General features: G+C 34.4%; 19 protein-coding genes and 1 pseudogene. 5 read left to right on the forward strand and 15 right to left on the reverse strand.

The annotated features are described in order from the left end of the window. Positions 1-106 precede the first annotated feature (106 nt). A complete protein-coding gene (gene brnQ1 / locus B5P42_RS16955) occupies positions 107-1,408 on the reverse strand; it encodes a branched-chain amino acid transport system II carrier protein BrnQ1 (protein ID WP_483295821.1) in 1,302 nt (433 codons plus the stop codon). A gap of 253 nt (positions 1,409-1,661) precedes the next feature. On the opposite strand from brnQ1, the gene B5P42_RS16960 reads away from it, so the two are divergent. Next, positions 1,662-3,047 carry a peptide MFS transporter gene (locus B5P42_RS16960; RefSeq protein WP_003187245.1) on the forward strand — a complete coding sequence of 462 codons (1,386 nt, stop codon included), beginning with the start codon at positions 1,662-1,664 and terminating at the stop codon, positions 3,045-3,047. A 30-nt stretch (positions 3,048-3,077) separates the two neighbouring features. On the opposite strand, the gene B5P42_RS16965 is transcribed toward B5P42_RS16960, so the two are convergent. The 5 genes from B5P42_RS16965 to B5P42_RS16985 form a co-directional block, all read right to left on the reverse strand. Continuing rightward, positions 3,078-4,199, reverse strand: coding sequence for a YHYH domain-containing protein (locus B5P42_RS16965; protein WP_113734738.1), 1,122 nt, complete (start codon positions 4,197-4,199; stop codon positions 3,078-3,080). 144 nt (positions 4,200-4,343) lie between these two features. Beyond that, entirely contained in the window at positions 4,344-4,976 is a 633-nt protein-coding gene (locus B5P42_RS16970; protein WP_002186970.1) for a class A sortase, read from the reverse strand. A 117-nt stretch (positions 4,977-5,093) separates the two neighbouring features. Then, on the reverse strand, positions 5,094-5,567 hold the full coding sequence (locus B5P42_RS16975) for a DUF2178 domain-containing protein (protein WP_113734739.1): 474 nt from the start codon (positions 5,565-5,567) through the stop codon (positions 5,094-5,096). After that, the gene (locus B5P42_RS16980) at positions 5,560-5,778 is read right to left on the reverse strand and encodes a helix-turn-helix transcriptional regulator (RefSeq protein WP_000154011.1); all 219 of its coding nucleotides are present in this window, start codon (positions 5,776-5,778) and stop codon (positions 5,560-5,562) included. Before B5P42_RS16980 ends, B5P42_RS16975 begins: the two co-directional genes overlap by 8 nt. A gap of 112 nt (positions 5,779-5,890) precedes the next feature. Further along, positions 5,891-7,162, reverse strand: a complete 1,272-nt coding sequence (locus B5P42_RS16985) for a 3D domain-containing protein (protein WP_113734740.1) — start codon at positions 7,160-7,162, stop codon at positions 5,891-5,893. Between the two features lie 661 nt (positions 7,163-7,823). Between B5P42_RS16985 and B5P42_RS33400 the strand changes: the two are divergent. Together B5P42_RS33400 and B5P42_RS16995 are read left to right on the forward strand one after the other, a co-directional pair. Then, positions 7,824-8,327, forward strand: a pseudogene (locus B5P42_RS33400) (methyl-accepting chemotaxis protein); the annotation flags it as partial. 132 nt (positions 8,328-8,459) lie between these two features. Next, entirely contained in the window at positions 8,460-9,272 is an 813-nt protein-coding gene (locus tag B5P42_RS16995; protein ID WP_002010553.1) for an undecaprenyl-diphosphate phosphatase, read from the forward strand. 192 nt (positions 9,273-9,464) lie between these two features. On the opposite strand, the gene B5P42_RS17000 is transcribed toward B5P42_RS16995, so the two are convergent. Next, positions 9,465-9,668, reverse strand: a complete 204-nt coding sequence (locus B5P42_RS17000; protein WP_113734742.1) for a hypothetical protein — start codon at positions 9,666-9,668, stop codon at positions 9,465-9,467. A gap of 171 nt (positions 9,669-9,839) precedes the next feature. Here B5P42_RS17000 and B5P42_RS17005 point away from each other — a divergent pair, with 171 nt between their 5' ends. Beyond that, positions 9,840-10,994, forward strand: a complete 1,155-nt coding sequence (locus B5P42_RS17005; protein ID WP_113734743.1) for a VanZ family protein — start codon at positions 9,840-9,842, stop codon at positions 10,992-10,994. A gap of 4 nt (positions 10,995-10,998) precedes the next feature. Here the strand turns inward: B5P42_RS17005 and B5P42_RS17010 are convergent, their stop codons facing one another. The 6 genes from B5P42_RS17010 to bdhA all read right to left on the reverse strand — a co-directional run bounded on the left by B5P42_RS17010 (position 10,999) and on the right by bdhA (position 17,293). Continuing rightward, positions 10,999-12,312 carry a D-arabinono-1,4-lactone oxidase gene (locus tag B5P42_RS17010; protein ID WP_113734744.1) on the reverse strand — a complete coding sequence of 438 codons (1,314 nt, stop codon included), beginning with the start codon at positions 12,310-12,312 and terminating at the stop codon, positions 10,999-11,001. Next, the gene (locus B5P42_RS17015) at positions 12,300-13,472 is read right to left on the reverse strand and encodes an amino acid deaminase/aldolase (RefSeq protein ID WP_113734745.1); all 1,173 of its coding nucleotides are present in this window, start codon (positions 13,470-13,472) and stop codon (positions 12,300-12,302) included. Before B5P42_RS17015 ends, B5P42_RS17010 begins: the two co-directional genes overlap by 13 nt. A gap of 113 nt (positions 13,473-13,585) precedes the next feature. Then, positions 13,586-14,587, reverse strand: coding sequence for a sphingomyelin phosphodiesterase (gene sph, locus B5P42_RS17020; protein ID WP_113734746.1), 1,002 nt, complete (start codon positions 14,585-14,587; stop codon positions 13,586-13,588). A gap of 76 nt (positions 14,588-14,663) precedes the next feature. Then, entirely contained in the window at positions 14,664-15,515 is an 852-nt protein-coding gene (gene cerA, locus B5P42_RS17025) for a phospholipase CerA (protein ID WP_002029789.1), read from the reverse strand. 263 nt (positions 15,516-15,778) lie between these two features. Then, entirely contained in the window at positions 15,779-16,123 is a 345-nt protein-coding gene (locus B5P42_RS17030) for a potassium channel family protein (protein ID WP_002090921.1), read from the reverse strand. A gap of 117 nt (positions 16,124-16,240) precedes the next feature. After that, the gene (bdhA, locus tag B5P42_RS17035; RefSeq protein WP_000645832.1) at positions 16,241-17,293 is read right to left on the reverse strand and encodes a (R,R)-butanediol dehydrogenase; all 1,053 of its coding nucleotides are present in this window, start codon (positions 17,291-17,293) and stop codon (positions 16,241-16,243) included. Positions 17,294-17,519: 226 nt separating this feature from the next. Between bdhA and B5P42_RS17040 the strand changes: the two genes are divergently transcribed. Further along, positions 17,520-18,674, forward strand: a complete 1,155-nt coding sequence (locus B5P42_RS17040) for an MFS transporter (protein ID WP_002010574.1) — start codon at positions 17,520-17,522, stop codon at positions 18,672-18,674. A 17-nt stretch (positions 18,675-18,691) separates the two neighbouring features. Here B5P42_RS17040 and B5P42_RS17045 read toward each other — a convergent pair whose 3' ends face one another. Continuing rightward, a complete protein-coding gene (locus B5P42_RS17045) occupies positions 18,692-19,021 on the reverse strand; it encodes a hypothetical protein (RefSeq protein WP_113734747.1) in 330 nt (109 codons plus the stop codon). 16 nt (positions 19,022-19,037) lie between these two features. Further along, the gene (locus B5P42_RS17050; protein ID WP_002125258.1) at positions 19,038-19,379 is read right to left on the reverse strand and encodes a hypothetical protein; all 342 of its coding nucleotides are present in this window, start codon (positions 19,377-19,379) and stop codon (positions 19,038-19,040) included. Between the last annotated feature and the right edge of the window lie 288 nt (positions 19,380-19,667).

The following is a 19,667-nucleotide window of genomic DNA, read 5'->3' on the forward strand; positions in this document are numbered from 1 at the left end:
CCTATATATTACCAATTACCTTTATCATACTCTTAGTCTATTCATTTTCAATACTATTTTTCCCAAAAAAGAAAGGTGTTTTCCGAAATAGGAAAACACCTCTTACTTATTTATTCTTATTTATAGCAATACTAACAATTACACCGAGGCAGACACCTACAAATGCCGGAACAATCCAACCTACACCTTCTGAATAAAACGGAAGCATTTTTAGTAGTGGTGTCCATTTATTCATCAGTACACTTTTGTTTAAAATATCAATCGCACTAAATACCGCTACGAGTCCAATCGTTACCGAATATACGTATACATACTTTCCAATATACTTATGGAATAACTCTAAAATAATAAGCGTTAGTGCAACTGGATAAATAAATCCAAGAATCGGTACCGATACTTTTAAAATTTGCGTTAATCCTAAATTAGCTAAAACCATACTAACAAAACTTAATATAAATGCCCAAACTTTATAAGATACTTTCGGAAATACACTTGTGAAAAATTGACTACAAGACGTAACAAGTCCGATGGAAACGCATAGACAAGCGACAGTAAAAATAAGACCTAATAAAACTAACCCACCTTGTCCAAATAATGTAGTCATAACTTGTGCTAACACTTTCGCACCGTTATCAAATGTACCCAATGAACCACTAATTGAACCAACATATCCAAGAATGACATAAATAATAGATAATAAAAGCCCTGCTCCAATACCAGCAATACTCATATATTTCGCTAAACCTTTATCATCCGCTACACCTTTTGCACGCAGAGCATTTGCAATAACAATCCCAAATATTAAAGCTGCTAACGCATCCATCGTTAAATATCCATCTAAAAATCCTTGGAACATAGGAGCTTGTCCATAATTTCCTGCAGGCTCTTTCACACCGCCTACTGATGTAAACATACTTTTTATAAATATAATAGCAATCATACATAATAATAAAGGCGTTAACACCTTTCCAAACAAGCCCATTAATTTAGACGGTGATAAACTTAACCAATAAACAATACTAAAGAAAATAGCCGTGTACAATAACAAAACTACGCTACCCGCTTCTGGGAACAACTGGCCTGGCCCCATTTCAAAAGCTAAACTTCCTGCACGTGGTATACCAAGACCTGGTCCAATAAATAAGTACACAATACACGGAAAAATAATTGCAAATGAAGAATGAACCCTGCCCGCTAACGTTTGAAAACTCCCTGCTTTCGCAATAGCGATAACACCTAATATAGGAAGCCCTGTTGCTGATATAATAAAACCTAACAATGCAATCCATACATGTTCTCCTGCTTCATATCCAAGGAAAGGTGGAAATATAAGATTTCCGGCCCCAAAGAACATAGAGAATAACATAAGACTAATAAGCAAAATTTCTTTTTTCTGTAACAATTTCATTTCTTTCTCCTTCTTCAATTTCACCTTACATGAAATCAATTCCACAAATAAAAAAATGCGGTAATCCGCTTCCTTACAAAGAAAACATAGTCCATAGTCTATCACAAAAGAAACACCCATTCTATAGCTATTTCCCTTTTCAAATTTCTTCTGAAAAATCAACCTTTATTGACTTATAATAGTTAATAAGGTAAAATATTAATCGTACAATACTATTAACTTTGTTTTTTGCTTGTGTCAGGAGGAAAATATTATGGAATCAGCGATACAACTAGAAAGAGAACAACAAAGAAAAAAGAAACATCCTCCAGGTTTATACTTACTCTTCTTTACAGAAATGTGGGAAAGATTTAGTTACTATGGATTACGAGGATTATTAACATTATATTTAACAACAGCTTTAGTAAGTGGTGGTCTTGGGTTTAGTCCCGCTTGGGCACTCTCTATTTACGGATTTTATACTGGTGCTTGTTATTTCACACCATTGATCGGTGGATACTTAACGGACCGTTTTCTAGGCAAACGAAAAGCCATCACAATTGGTGGTATAACAATGGCAATCGGTAACCTTACACTATTTGCCTTGCAAAACCAAGTCGGTCTATACCTCGGATTAGCGCTTATTATTATCGGTAATGGATTCTTCAAACCGAATATCTCTACACTTGTTGGAGAATTATACGAAGAGCACGATCCAAAACGTGATAGTGCATTTACAATTTTCTATATGGGTATTAACGTCGGTTCATTTTTAGCTCCACTCGTTTGCGGGTTTTTATCAGAAAATTTATTCAAAACAACAGTAGATGGCGTTGTTCATTTCGGATTCCGTTACGGTTTCTTAGCCGCTTCAATCGGAATGATCATTGGACAAATTTTATTTACAACACTATCAAATCGCTTCCTTGGTGATATCGGTAAAAAACCAACTCGCGATTTGCAAACGGATGCTGGACAACAAACAATAGGAAATACACCGTTAACAAAAAAAGAAAAACAACGTACAACAGTTATCGTCATTTTAACATGCTTTGTTGTCTTCTTCTGGGCTGGATTTGAACAAGCTGGTAGTTCGTTAACATTATATACAAACAAATTTGTAGACCGCTCTGTGTTCGGATGGGAAGTTCCAACATCTTGGTTCCAATCGGTCAATCCGTTATTTATTATTTTACTTGCACCAGCTATTTCAGCATTATGGGCGAAACTGGCAACTAGAAAAAATGGTGACATGAAAATCCCAACAAAAATGGGACTTGGTATGATCTTACTCGGTATCGGTTATATTGTTCTTGTTATCGCTACATTAAAAACAGGCAGTGACGAACATAACATTACAGAAAAAGCAAACTTACTATTTATCGTCTTTACGTATCTTTTCCATACGTTAGGTGAGCTATTCTTATCACCTGTCGGGCTATCAATGGTTAGTGCTCTCGCTCCAGTAAAACTAGCCTCTTTATTAATGGGCGTATGGTTAGCAAGCTCAGGTATTGCTAATATTTTAGGCGGGCAGCTTGCAAGCTTCACAACTTCACTTGGATATGCTGAAGTATTCACAGTTATTGGCGCTGTGGCGATCGTTTTAGGTTGTGTTTTATTATCAATTTCTAAGAAATTAGTGAAATGGATGGATTAAAAAAAGATGAGGAATTTTCCTCATCTTTTTTTACGCTTTCTTTCCCTTTTCTATTGCTTGTTCATACAAGCCTTTATGTTCTTTATATTTACTTGGAACGAAACTCTTATAGAAGAACGAAAGCCAGCTGTCTCCTTTTTTATATCCTTCTTCTCGAATTTCCGCTGCCTTTTTATTTGATTTAAATCCTTCAGTAAACCATTTCTTTAATGTTTCATTCTTTTCATACTTAGCAGGAACTTTTAAGTCGTAGTTTTCAAATGCATATGTATATCCAGCTTTTTCCGCTGCCTTTTTAGCAGACTTATATCCCTTTTCATACGCGGTTTCATATACTTTCACATATGTATCCTTTTCAGTATTTCCAGGTTTCTTTTCAGCTAATTCTTTACCAGCATTTTCACCGAGTTCTGCTTGCTCTTTTTCAATTTTTGCTGTTCTCTCTTTATTCCCTACTTGGAAACCTTCTGCAAAGTTCACCTTAAACTCAGGAGTAATTTGACTATCGTCCATTGTTTCTTGTGTTAACCCTTGCTCTTTACCTTTTTCAAAATGTGCTTTTTTCTGTTCTTCTAAAGACCATGCCGCAGCATACGCAGTTGTAAATGCTTGTTTATATGCATCTGACTTTCCAGCTACATGTCCTTCTGCATTATTCTTTCCTGCTTTAAAATCTGTCTCTCCGCTTTTTTGCCCTTCAGCTTGTCCCTTTTCAGCCTCAGCTTTACGCTGCGCTTCCTCTGCCTTACGTGCTTCTTCTGCTTTGCGTTGTTCTTCTGCAGCAAGCTGTCTCTCTTCCTCTACTTTGCGCTGTTCTTCTGCAGCACGCTGTCTCTCTTCCTCTGCTTTACGCTGTTCTTCTGCAGCACGTTGTTTTTCTGCCTCTGCATTGCGCTGCGCTTCTGCTTTTCTTTCAGCTTCTACAGCACCATTATTATTTTGGCTAGGAGCTGGACTCGTTGTACCACTATTAGAAGCTGGTTTATTGTGATAATGATATTCCCCGTACTGCAATCCCCATTTTTCACAATTTGTACGACACGTATGTCCACCATTAGCATCTGTACGTCCTGGATGTGCATAAGCAGAAATTGGCGCTACCAATAACGCTACACTTGTTGTTAAAAGAAGTTTTTTTACTTGCTGTTTCACTTTTATTCCTCCCAAAATCTAGAATCATTACTTTATTATATAAAAATAGAAAAATATTTAAATACCAACTGAAATATTCTTTTATTTCTCAACATTGGATAAAAAAGAAGGTTCACTCTTTAAAGAGTGAACCTTCTTTTTTCTTTATTTCTTAGCCTTTGTTCCTACTAAATCACCCGTAATAACAAAACGCTTAGAATTATCCTTAACAGATACACATGTAATAAGTGTTATCTCATCTTTCCCATGATCCTCTACAACTTCCCATTTATCAGGAGTCACTTCAGATACACCGGTAACAGTATACTCATACTCATTTGCATTGTCATACAAATAAATTTTATCGTTCTTCTTTAAAGTTGATACATCACTAAATAAAACACCTTTTTTTGACATATTATGCCCTGCAAGTGCATAATTCCCTTGTCCCATTACTTGATTTTCTCTTACAGTTGCCGCACCTGATAATAAATTCTTTTCAGTCGACGCTTTTAAAACAGGAAGTTCTAATGAGATGCTCGGAATTGAAATACGACCGATTACTTGTTTTTTATCTAACGATGCACTCGCTACTTCTGCCAAGTCTGGTTGATTAATTTTTGAAGCATCTACAAATTCTGTATCATGCTTTTCATATTCCATCTTTTGAACAGCTTGTACATTCGCTGTCTGCTTCTTCTCTGCATTATATCCATCATAAAATGGCTTTCCGATTAATACACCACCTACAACAAATAGAAGGATTGCTACTATACTATAAATTCTTTGCTTATTCATATACAATTCCTTTCCGTTACAAAATCTTACTCTATATAAAATGATAAGACAATATTGCTATATGTACAAGTATAAGCTGAAAAGAACCCTTCTTGCTAATTGCAAGAAGGGTTCTTTTTAGACTAATTTATTTCTGTATAGGGATACGTGGAAGACTGTCATTTGAATAAAGAAAATAGAAAATAGAATATACAGCGGGTATCCAGGAAGATATTCATTAATAAGAGGCGAAAGAGTTAAAAATCCAACTGCACAAGGTAACACATACCATAACGAAACAAAAGTTGTTCGACAAGCTTTCTCCGTAATTGCTTTCTCACGTTCATCTTCTAACGGAAATAGTAATGGATACATCCAAAAAGATAAATTCTTGTATTTTTTCTTTTGCATTCTATAAAAAATTGTAACTATAATAGCCCCAATAAATAATAAAACGAATGGTAATCCATTAAACCACACTTCAAATGGAAATTTCTCGTTTTTAATTATATCTGCGAGCTCTGTGACCACATTATAAAGTTCAACAAATGTCCAGCATGCTAGCGCCGTATAAAGCACGTTTACGATATAAGAAAAACCAATTCTATTCATCCTCTTCCCCCTCCTTATTTAAAACAAACACATCTTCCATCTTTAACTGGAACACATCACAAATTGTCAATGCTAATAACAATGAAGGAACGTAATCCCCTTTTTCAATTGCAGCAATTGTTTGTCTCGTTACTCCAACCTTTTCTGCTAACACACTTTGCGAAAAATTAAAACGAGCTCTTAATTCCTTCACTCTATTTAAAATGGTCAATTTTACCACCCCTCACTATTATTGTATGATACCCTTAACAAAATGTAAACTCAGCTTAACATTATTTTTACAAAAAAATCCAACTTTACGTATTGTAAAGTTGGATTACGTGTTAGTTTAAAATTGTAACTTTAACTGTTCTTCTACCCCAGCTACTCGATGAACCTTTATCTGGCATTAAAACATCAATTCTATGCCCCTTAATAGCTCCACCAGTATCTGCTGCAATTGCGACTCCATACCCTTCAACATTTACAGTTTTGCCCAATGGAATAACTTTTGGATCTACAGCAATTAATTTCATTCCTGGGTTTGCAGTTAAGTTATAGTGTCCCCATGCAGAAAATACTTGTTGACCTGGCGCATAACCATTTTCCGCTGGATCAGCTGTATAAGCTGTAGCTTCTACATAAATTTCTTTCCCACCAGCAGTTTGCTTAGAAGGTGGTTCAGGTTGTGCAGGTTCTACCTTCGAATTATTATTGGCAACTGGTTCAGCTGGTTTATTAGCTTTTTCTTGCTTTTGCTTTTCAGCAATTTCTGCTTGTGCTTTCGCTAAAGCTTCTTGCTCAGCCTTTGCAGCCGCTTCTGCTTTTGCACGCTCTTCTGCTGCGATTCTTGCTGCTTCTTGCTCACGAGCAATCGTTTCTTGTACTGCCTTCATATTTGATTCAATTTTAGCTTTCTCTTCTGCTGCTAAATTAAGTTGGCTTGCAACCTGATTATATTTAGCTTGAACTGTTTGTAAGTTATCTTGACGTTTTTTCAAGTTATCTTGCAAATCCGCTTGTGCTTTTGCTAATTTTTGCTTATCTACTACTAAAGATGCTTCTTTTTCGTCAATTGCTTTTTTATCTTCTTCAATTTGACGAAGATCTTGTTCTTGTAGACGTAAAATTTCTTTATCTGCTTCTAGAATAGTAGTAACTGCATTCATACGTTGTATGAAATCTGCAAAGTTTTTTGATTCTACAACAACTTCTACTACTAAACTCGTATTTGAGCTATTTTGAACAGAAACCATACGTTTTTTCATAATATCCTTACGAGCAAGGACTTTATCTTCTAAAACGATAATATCTGCTTTTTTTTGTTCAATCTGCTTATGTGTTTCATCGATTTTATGTTGAATAGCAGCTTGATCCTCTTTATTTTTTGCAATTGTATTATTTAAATTATGTAGTTCATTTTCGATACCTTGAATTTCTTTACTAACAGCTTGCTTCTCTTGCTCTTTCTTCTGCATATCTGCATCGTTTTGCTGCAATTGCTGTTGCATGTTGTTAAGTTTCTCGTCGTTTGACTCTGCTTTTACAGCGACTGTACTAGAAAGAACGATAATTCCTGCTAATACTAGACTACTGATTCGCTTAAAATAGTTCATAATCCGACTCCCTTCTTATACAGTTATACATGATTTATTTTACAGTTTGTTTACAGAACCATTAAATACAGTTTATTTTTCATGACAAAAAAAGAGAATTGTGAACAAAATGTAATAGATTCTTAAATATTTAACAATTCCTATATTTAAAAATCATAAAAGATGCTAAAATCCAAATATAGAGAAATTAAAAATCCTAAAGGCGGTTGAATTAAATAAAATGTTTACTCAAAAGAAATCACTCCAACATAAAATTGATCAACTAGAAACTCATATACATGAACTAGAAGCAGAATTAAAACAAAAAGATGTGGAAAAACAAGAAATTATATCTTCTATCCATAATCGTGTAAAAAGCGTTATGCAAGAGCACGAACTTGTAAATAGCCAACATCATACACTCCAAAACTTAATTCAACAATTGAACGCATGCTTTGAAAATGTTTCTACGCGTACTACACATTCCAACGAATTAAATAACGAAATGCTACAAAAAGAGCAAAACTTAATTCAATCTATTGAAGAAATTATCGATTGCTCTAATGAAGGAAAAGAATCCGTTCATCGCTTACTCATTGTAATTAATAGATTAGGTGAACAATCTCAACGTACTTCTAATAGTATGAATCATTTAAGCGAACGCTCTAAAGAAATTGAACAAATTGTAGAAGTGATTCAAAACATTGCAGCACAAACAAATTTACTAGCGTTGAATGCAAGTATTGAAGCTGCACGTGCTGGAGAACACGGTAAAGGATTTGCTGTTGTTGCTAATGAAGTAAGAAAACTAGCTGAAAGTACAGCTGAAAGTACAAAAAACATCGGTAACTTAACGAAAAAAATTCAAGAAGAAATTGAAAAAGCATATGAAAATACAAAAGATAATTTACATTTAGTTGATGAAGGTGTAGAAATGAGCGCTGATACTAACGCTAGAATTGAAAATATTTTAATGATGATTCAAACGTTACAAAGCGGTGCTACAAATGTTATTAAAGCTATTGAAAACCAAAAATCTTGTAACGATGATATATTACGAGAATTTGCAAACACACAACAAATGTTCCACAAATTAAATACTACTATTATGAATCATATTAATGATGCTGAGAAAGTCGATGTTCAATTAACGAAAAGTCTTGAAGAAACAGTAGTTTCTCATTAATAATAAAAATCCCTTATACTGTTATAAGGGATTTTTATTATATTTCGAATATTTATTTCTTCTCAATATTCATCCGTATTCTTGTTATAATGGACAAGTTGTTTCTTTCGACTAATAAACAAGGAGGTTATTATGGAACAATTTTACTACATTTTAAAATATTTAATTCTTGGTCTGTTCCAAGGACTAACAGAACCAATTCCGATTTCTTCAAGTGGTCACCTCGTTTTAGCACAGCATTTGCTAGGACTAAAAATAGAAGGGTTTAGCTTTGAGCTACTTGTTAATTCAGCTTCATTATTAGCTGTATTACTTATTTATAGAAATGACTTAATTCGTCTAACAAAGAATGGTCTATCTTATATATTCACAAGAGCAGAAGATGCAAAATCAGATTTCTTCTTTATTATTTACCTTGTTATTGCAACCATTCCAGCAGGTGTAATTGGAGTTTTATTTAAAGATTATATCGACCACTATTTAAAAGGTGTTAAAATGGTTGGGATTTCCCTTCTTATTACTGCTATCGGCCTTTGGATTATTCGAAACTTGCGTGGACGTAAAAATGATGGCGACCTTTCTATGAAAGATGCAATCATTATTGGTCTAGCACAAGCTTGCGCACTAATTCCTGGTATAAGCAGATCAGGTGCTACAATCGTGGCAGCAATGTTACTTGGTATGAAGCAAGAAACAGCTCTTCGCTTCTCATTCTTACTATACATTCCTGTTAGCTTAGGTGGTTTATTGTTAAGTATTACAGACATTGCAAACGATCCAAATTTAGATACATTATTTGTACCTTATATTGTTGCTTTCATCGCAACATTTGTCATGACATATATTTCATTAAAATGGTTTATGAACATTATGGCAAAAGGAAATTTAAAATACTTCTCTTTCTACTGTATTATCGTAGGTGTGCTAACTATCATTTTCTTATAAAATGAAACTTTAATCAGTGGGGGTTTTGTTCATCCCTCCTGATTATTAGCCCTCACCAATCGGGCTTTTACCGGCAGCAGGGCTCCCACCTAACTTCTTTGCTCCACCTGAATTTTGAGGTGGGAGTTTTACTGCCCACAAATAGCGGGATAAAAAACCACTTACTGCCCTCATACAGTAAGTGGTTTTTCCTTATGCATAAACTTTCTTTTCCTGACAATACAAGCGAATAACATGTGTTTTTTTTTGAAATAAATCATGTGTTAAGCGAATAATAATAAAATTTCGTTTTGTATTATCATCATGAACAAAAATCTGTTCCCCCTCTTGAAAACGCCATGCGCTTTCAAAAGTTGTAATATGATCCCCGCTTACCGAAAAAAGCTCATATTGCATATCATGTACCCTCTTTCAACTTGTATAATCATAATATCTTTATATTGAACTTATTATAACTTAATCTATTTTAAATTTGTAATTTTTTCTATTTCGAGCTATTTCAACTTTGTTTTACATTCTTTTAAGCGCTATAATGATAAACGAAATTTCATTGAAAGGAGCTTCATTTTGACTGCATATTTATTTCCAGTAAAAACAGCTTTTATTTTATTTCCTATTTTAGCAATGTTTCTATTAATTCCTTTTTTAATATTTAATTATCGAAAATACGGTTATTTAAATAAATGGCGCTCATTTATTTTATACTCATTATTACTTTACTTATTAAATGCCTATTTTCTTGTTATTTTGCCGTTACCACAAACGTATGATACTTGTAGCCTACAACCCGCTAATACACAGCATATGCAACTCTCACCATTTTATTTCATACAAGAGATTAGTAATCATACATCGGCAATTTTAACGAAACCTACTACTTATTTCTTGTTATTAAAAGAATCTGCATTTTTACAAGTTACTTTTAACGTTCTATTAACCGTTCCATTCGGTATTTACTTACGTTATTATTTCCGACGTAGTTTCTTCCAAACAGTGTGCATTTCTTTTTGCCTTTCACTGTTCTTTGAATTAACACAAGTAACTGGATTATATGGTATTTATAATTGTGCATATCGCTTATTCGATATCGACGATCTGTTTTTAAACACACTAGGCGGCGTAATCGGTTTTATCATTGCACCAATATTTACGTACTTCCTGCCAAAAACAAGCGAATTAGATAGTCATATTGATTTGGAAACGAAACCAGTCGGATTCGTTCGTCGTCTCCTCGCTATGCAAATTGATTGGATTTTCTTATCTATCGTTGTACCTTTCATTAAAAACAAAGGAAACTCACTATTTATTTCTAACATCCAATCTTATACAAATGTATACGAACTCCTTTTCATTACATGTTCAATCTTAATTTACTTTATTATCATCCCATATTTTACAAATGGAAGAACAATAGGGAAAGCGTTGCTTCGTATTTACATTAAAGGACAAGCAGAGCGTATTACACTAAAAGAATTATTCATTCGTTACGGTATATTCTATTTCATTTTAGGTGGAATCAATTACATTCTTTCTAGTAGCTCTATTTTAAATCATACAGAGCCTTTAGTATTACTAGTTATACTGTTATTCCAATTTGTAATTAACGGGCTATTTATTATTCATGTTTTATTACATGTATTTAGCAGTGATAAATTACTATTTTACGAGCGTATTAGTCATACAAGAAATGCAATTACACTTAAAAAAGCTGACAAATACTAATTTGTCAGCTTTTTTTCATAATCGTAAATAACTTTTCTGTATAAGGGCTTAAAAATATTCCTGTTTCATCTAGTGACTTCCTCACTTTTAGAAACGAATGCAATTCTGAATATATATTTTGCAATTTTTCGTACGTTAACGTATGCATTTTCCCCCAATGTGGGCGCCCTTCATACTTTAGAAAAATTTTCTCCACTTCACCAAAATAAGCGGCATACTTCATACCTTTATACATATGAACAGCTATATATGCTGAATCTCTTCCATATGCTGGACTGAGCCATATATCATCACCTCTCACGTAGCGGCATTCAATCGGGAAGTGCACCTTATACTTTTTCTTTTCAATAAGATTTGAAATTTCTTCTACAACAGCCCTCATATCCTTTGAAGGGACACTGTACTCCATTTCATAAAATGGAACTGTACGTGATGTAGCGAACACTTCATAGCTTGGTCCAATTATTTTCGTGTTCGGTACAGCCTTAGCTGATAATCGGCTTACTCCTTTACTTATAGAAGGAAACCATTTACACCCTTTAGATAATAAAGAGAACATCCTATTTTCAAGTAACTCCACCTTTAGTTTATGCCATTTCAAATCACTTTCTTTACTCGTTGTTTCGTTTGTAAATTTCACTTGTACTTCATCTGAATAAGGAAAAACGAAAAATTCAAAATGACGATTCTTCTTATATTCTTCTAGTTTGTTCATTACAGTAGACAATGATTGTTTTTCACTTTCATAAACAAGCGAATACGCTGGGATAACCTTCAATTTTATCTTTACAATGATACCTAGCATTCCAAGCGACAACTGAAATGCTTTCCAATATTCGGCGTTCTCGGTTTCTGAACAAACTATACTCTCACCTGTTGATAAAACTGCCGTGATCTCTATAACTTGTGTTGATAAACTTCCAAATGTAACACCCGTCCCATGAGTCCCCGTACTAATCGCTCCTGCAATAGATTGTGAATCAATATCCCCTAAATTTTCTTGCGCATAACCTTTTTCCTGAAGTAACTTCCCTAAATCATGTAGCTTTGTTCCCGCCCATACTTCAGCAACCTTCTTCTCTGCATCAATATTCACAATGCCCTTCAATTCATCTAAAGAAACTAAAATTTCTTCCGTTTGCACAAGAGGTGTAAACGAATGACCTGAACCGACAACACGAATTTTCTTTCCTTTTTTTCGTGCAAGCCCCACAACTTCTACTACATCTTGTATACTTTTTGGATACATCGTATAATGCGGCGTTCCTTCTACATTCCCTGTCCAATTTCTCCATTTTTGTCCCTTTATAGAAAGCATTGTCCATCCCCCCGATATGTTGAATACTCTCCAACAATTTCCCCTTGTTTAATGCGATACAAAATAGGAAAACGCTCGCATGACTCCCCAGCTTTACTATGGCGAAACAAGATAGAATCTCCTATATCCACTCGTTCCTCGCCGTTATAAAAAATTGGCGTTTGCACTTCACCAGCACCTTCTAAAGCTAATAGTTTTGCACCATGCGGCATCCAAACCTCAGGCTCTTTATCTTTACCAACTGCACCTGAGGCAATATATCCGCCACCTAGGCAAGTATAAATAAAAGGATCCGGTTTACGTACAACTGGTAAAGCAAATCCGGCAGCTGGCTGAAATTTTACTTCTTTATAATAATCAAACAGTTTAGGAGAGTAAAAGGCGGATCCTACAGTCATCTCCGTAACTGCGTTATCTTGCTCAGTTGTTTTTATACTTCCTGTTCCTCCCCCATTTACAAATCTTAGTTTAATACCAAGGTTTTGTATTTCTTTTACGATACGTCCTCTTCTTTCTTTAACCTCTAATACTGATTTCTTCTTTAAATACGAAACCACTTTACTTTTCATCCATTGATTCGGTATATTATCCCCCACCCCAGCAATTTGAGCTTCATATCCCATTACACCATCTAGTATTAAATATGATGAGCCCTTCACCTTTTCTACTATTTTCAAAGCGCTCTGCACATCTTTTACCGGGGATCTTTTTACACCAAAATGAAATTTCAAAAAACGACTACTCATATCAATATCCAAACAAACGCGAAAACACCCTTTAGACTTCTCAGCAATTTTTTCTAAATAAGTAATATGGTCTTCACAATCCACCATACAAGTTATAATGTGCCCTTGCTTTGTCAGCAAACTAATTTCATGTAAAGCTCTTTCATCATAAACAGGATATCCGAGCAATAAATCATTAAATCCTTGTTCAATTAAAAACAAAGCTTCTCTAGGAGAAAAACACATAATACCTTGAAAGCGATTATTTGCAGCCAAAATCTTTTTCATAATTGGAACAGAGCGTAATGATTTACTCGCTATACGAATCTTCTTATCTCCACTTAACTCTATAATCGATTGAATGTTCCTCTCTAAAGCCACTTCATCTAAAAACGCACACGGTAATGGAACTTCCTTAAAAATTCCTCTATCCACAGTTTTCTCTCCTCTTCTATATATGTCTTATACATATTGGAAAGAAAGAATGATTTTCCTGTTTTCAAATAAAAAAAGTTTCTTCTTTACGAAGAAACTTTTTTAAGACTACTCTATTTCATAGAAATAGTCGCCTCTACTGGATAATGATCAGAGTAATCATTATACGTATATTTTTGGAACCATGAAGTAACAGACCACTTTGGAGATTTCACTTGTAATACGTTATTCTCTACGAATGACGGATTCGCATGATCTTTACTCGCAATAATATAATCTAAATGTTCAGCAGGTGCATCTGGATAATTGTATTTCGCAATACTGTTTGTCGTCGCATCCCAAGTTGCTGTATGTCCCGTATAAGATGGAATTGACGCATGCAATGTTTTAAACATGGATGCGTACTCTGAATTGCTATTATTCTCAGCATTTATTTTATTTACATTCATATCACCACCAATTAACACATACTCGTTATTTGGTATATTTTTATTTTTAATAAACTCTTGAATTTCTTGTAGCTGTTTTGTACGTACAGATGCTGGCGAAGTGTTTCCACACATACTATCTTCAGCTTGTAAATGAGTCCCAATCACATGTACAAAACGATCATTTTTCTTAACTTTTGTGTATACAAATCCTTTATTTGATAAGTTATCTGGTCCACAGCCTTTTTCGAATACATATTGAATCTTTTCAACAATTGGCCATTTACTCACAATCGCTACACCTCCATCTTCAGGAGTCGAAGATGAATAGTTTCCTAACGTCTTATCCCACTCGCTTCCACTACTACGACCTAATACTGCCGTTTGATTTGGATATTCTTTCTTCAAATTTCCTAATAAGCGATTTGAAGCACTATTATCAAACACTTCATTTAATATAACAACATCCTGATTCTTTATATAATCTGCTGCTCCAATTAAATCAGCGCGCTCACTTTGTCCCCAGTTCGGATATAAGTTTGTTGATAGCATGTACACATTATGCGTCATCACTTTTAAAGTATTATTTTGATTTGTAGACGTTTCTGCTTGAACCGAAGATCCACTATATAAAGCTCCTAAACCAATCCCAAAGCTAAGTACCCCTTTTAGCAATTTACTTTTCACGTTTCATACCTCCATGTACTGTGTAGTGATAAAAAGGCCAAATACTCTATTCTGAGATTTGACCTTTTTCAAATATTTAACGATTTCCGTACGTATCAAACCAAAGCTGAATGTATCCAGCAGTAACACGTTGTGCATCCATTAATCGCGTACCTGTCATTGGTGTAACTTCAGCGCGCCATTTATCTGCATATTCTTGTGATACAGCTGCTTTCACGAACCAATCTTTCGTATTATCATTTACAATGCCAGAGTAATCTTGTTTCGCAGCTACTGCCGCTCCATGAATCCAATCTTCTGGATTTGTACCTTTCCAGTTCCAATATCCATTTCCATCCGTTACTTTATAATTATCTTTTATCGTATCTACAAAGTTTTCATATTTAGAATGGAATCCTTGTGGATACGAAAGATTTGTAAAGTTTGCCGCATGCATCGGTTGATTTACATCTCCTAAATAATGAAGAGATAATCCTAAATAGAAGAATGCTTGTTTCATATCTTTATTTTTGTATGACTCACCAGCTAGTTTGAAATATTTAGCACCTGTTTCCTTTGCCTGTTTTGCAAATGGAATATACGTTTTTCCGTTGTCTGGATCATAGAAGTGTGAAGCAAATGTGCTATTATCATAATAAGGATTTTCATAGTCAGCAGCATAAATACCGTTCTCTAACTCCGTACGCCATTCATTTAATAGTGCAACTTGATCTTGTTTTACAAGTGTTGTATTACGAGACATAATATCCATTGCACGGTTTACAATCCATAAATGAGAGTTTACGCCTTCTTTATGCTTATCTTCAGCAGACCAGCGGTGAACTATATTTATTCTACTTCCCCCATCATTTTCATGAGCAAATGCAACACTTTGTAACGGAGCTACTAATGTAATAGCTGCTGCTAAAGCAAGTACTTTCTTTTTCATATAAAATCCTCCATTTTTTAATTGAATTATTGTAAACTTTTTGTTAGGATCCTATGATGTCGTCTGGTTAACCTATGACTAGAATATCCCACCTTTCACGAAATTTCTATCACTAAATTAAAATATGCAAATGTTCATATCATTATAACTTTATACATAGTGAATATAATAATTGAATGCACTTACATTGTAATAAAATATTGTTAAGCTACTGCAAATATTTGTCTAAACTAATGTAAAAAAGAGTAAAGCGATTAACCGCTTTACTCTTTTTTTCTTTTCGATAATACACTTGGCAGTTGCACATTAACTGCCAATTTATGAATAAATCCAAACACTAATCCAATCCCGATAAATATGTATAAGATCGTAAATACCTTTCCGAAATCAGTTTGCGGACTAAAATTTCCATCACCGACAGTCGTCAACGTAACCACACTAAAATATAGAGCGTCAAGAGGACGTAATCCTTCAACTGTACTATAAAAAATCGTACCAGATGTTAATGTTAAAAATGTTAATACGAATAATACTTGAAATTCTTTATCTTTCCACGCTCGTAAACAAGCTTTTAGCATCCGTTTCAATGTCAACATAAATGAAAGCATTAGACTTCCCCTTCCAAACAAAATACCTTTAGTTAAAGGAAAGTCTATCACCTTTCTGTATAGAAAAAAAGTAGCCCTCTTCTATTTCTAGAAAAGAGCTACTTTTACTATTCTCTATTATTTAGGTGAAACAAGAATTTTCACTTGTGTTTTATCTTTTACAAGTGCTTCAAATCCTTCTTCAACAACTTGATCCACTGTAATTTTTTTCGTAATTAACTTCTCTGCTTGAATTTGGCCAGAGCTAATTAATTTAATAACAGCTGGGAAGATATGACGGTATCCAAGAATACCGATAACTTCTTTTTCTTTTAATACAAGGTTGTTTGGAGTAATTGTCGCATCTTTTTCCCATACACTAACAATTACAGTTTGGCCTTCAAAGCTTGTACTTTCAATCGCTTGACGAAGTACTACTTCAACACCTGTTACTTCAAAGCTCACATTTACACCTAAACCATTTGTTAAGTTGCGAATTTCTGCTAGTACATCTTGAGTTGCTGGATTTAATACGTAATCAGCACCTGCTAATTTAGCTAGCTCTTGACGTTCTTTAGAAAGTTCCACTGCGATAACAGGAGTTGCTCCTGCTGCTTTTGCTGCTTGGATTACAAGAAGCCCAATCGGACCACAACCAAATACAGCTACAGCTTCACCCTCTTTTAATTTACTTTGACGTACTGCATGAACTGCTACTGCTGCTGGTTCTACAAGCGCCCCTTGTTCATACGTCATTTCATCTGGAATATGATGAACCATATCTTCTGGTACTACTGTATATTCAGAGAAACCACCGCCGTCTCCACCAAGACCGTGGAAAACAAGCTGTTCACAAACATTGTAATGTCCATGTTTACAAGCTTCACATTTACCACAAGAATAAATTGGTTCTACAACAACGCGGTCTCCCACTTTATGAGATGTAACTCCTTCACCAATTTCTACTACCTCACCACTAAACTCATGACCTAAAATAACCGGTGCTTTTACGTGTGTTAATGGATGTTCTTCTGTTGGAATAAAAATAGGTCCTGCTAAATATTCATGCAAGTCTGTCCCGCAGATACCACACCATTTAACTTTAATCTTAACTGCTCCTGGTCTTACAGTTGGTTCTGGTACTTCTTCTACTCGTACATCACGTTGATTATGCCAAAGTAATGCTTTCATTTTACACATCCCTCTCTATGTATATACTTAACCTGGTGAAGTTTACAAATCTATTATAATACTTTCATCCATATATTTCAAAAAAACAATCTCATTTCCACTAAATTTTAACAAATAACGTTCAATATTTTGTCACTTTGTACTTTTTTCCACATCTGTTAATGCTAATTTCATTGCGGTTGAAATTAGCATTATGCCATAATAGCATAGGAGAGGTGAATATCGCTTGAAATATTTTATTTACTTTATTGTTATCGTAGCGTTTTTAGATACATTTTCACAATTACCTATTATGAGTACTTTCGCTCAAAGTCTTGGAGGAACCCCTCTTGTTATCGGACTAGTTATCGGTATGTACTCATTCGCTAATATGATCGGTAATATTATCGCTGGAGCCGCTGTCGATAAATTTGGCGCAAAAAAAATCCTTTATATAAGCATGGGAATTACGAGTTTCATAGTCTTGTTATACACCGTTGTTCAAAGTGGTGAACAACTATTAGTTGTGCGCTTTATGCACGGTTTTAGTGACGGATTTTTAATTCCTGCTGCCTTTACGTTTTTATCAAAGCAAACAAATTCAGCAAGGCAAGGTAAGGCAATGGCTCTATCTGGTGCTGCTGTTGGAACAGCTGCAATCGTAGGACCTGCTTTCAGCGGTATTATGAAAGCAACAGCTGGTATAGAGTGGGTGTTCATTACTATTTCTATTTTAATGGTCCTTGGTACAATCGTATCTCTATTCTTCTTACCAAATAACGTATCAAGAAAAGATACATCAAGAACTCAAATGATGAACAAAGAAGATATGATTGAACTATTGAAATCAGAACCGTTATTACAAGCATATATTGGTGCCTTCACATTAATGTTTTCACAAGGAATTGTCACGTATATGTTACCAGTAAAAGTTGAGGCTTTAGCACTTAAAGCATCTACAACAGGCATGATGTTAAGTGTATTCGGAATTACCGCTATCCTCTTCTTCTTACTGCCAACAAATCGCATTTACGATCGATTTAATCGTTCAAAACTAATGCTAATCGGGATTGCAGTAATGGCACTAGCATTATCTTTACTCGGATTATTTGCAACAAAAGGCATGCTCTTTATCGTTATGATGATTTATGGAATTGGGTTCGCTATCCTCTTCCCAGCAATTAATGCTTTACTTGTTGAAAATACGACAGATAGTAACCGAGGGAAAGCATTCGGATTGTTTTATGCATTCTTCTCGTTAGGAGTTGTTGCTGGATCCTTTACAGTTGGAGCAATCGGAGCATCACCTAGCGCTAGCTTCGTTATCGGAACTGCATTCTTGTTAACATTTGCTGGAATGATTTTTGTAAGAAGCAAAGTAAAAAAGACAATGATGGGTTAATTCCATCATTGTTTTTTTTAAAATGCATATTGATATAACCCGTAATATAATGGCAGCGTTGGGATAATACCAATTAATTTGAATATAAAAGGTAACGGGTCATCCTTCTCTTCATATAAACGTAAAACAAAAACGGCACTCAAAGTCCAAATAACACTAAACAGGAAGATGCATTTCCAAACGAGTGGGGTTACTATCTCTACATCAAAGACAAAACCAAATAGCCCAATCCACGTGATTATAGTCACCACAAAATCAAACTTTTGAATTAGTGTTTGAAACATGTCTCTTACTAGCGAAGTTATAGTTAATATCGCTATAATTACTAAATAAACTTTCCACAACATAATGATAAGCTCCTATTCAACTTTTGACTTTCAACAAGCCGTATTTAATAAACAATATGGCATTATATTTTTCATAAAGATAATACAACGGATAACAAAATAAGAAGAAAATAAGTACAGTTGGTACATCATCTATAATAGAAAAATATTTTACTAGTAATTCCTTAATACTCTCTCCAATCATAATAAACAGTGGAATTATACAAATTGCCGCTAATATTAAACATGGTGTGATCCTCATTTCTTTTAATTTCACCTTACAGTGTGGACACCTGAATGAAAAAGGATGCGGGAGATCAATAATATGTTGTGCAGTAATATTCCCTTCACACTGTGGACATTCAATTATTTCTTTCATTTAGTTCACTCCTTTCTATCCATAAAAAAGAGCCCTATCGAATAGAGCTCTTTGATTGCCGAATATATCACTTTTGTGTATAGCCAAATAACAATGTAAATAAATTAAACTGTAAAGGCAATACTACATTTCTTCTTCTACAAAGAAAGTGTATAAATACCGACGATACTTCGACAATTTCCTCGGAAATATTTCCTTTACCCACATAATTTGATACACTACATATGAACAGACAATTGTATTACATAAGCTAAAATAATAACTTAATGTACAAATTAAAAAGCACAC

It is taken from the genome of Bacillus sp. SRB_331 (genome assembly GCF_003264175.1).
GTDB classification, from domain to species: Bacteria; Bacillota; Bacilli; order Bacillales; family Bacillaceae_G; genus Bacillus_A; species Bacillus_A mycoides.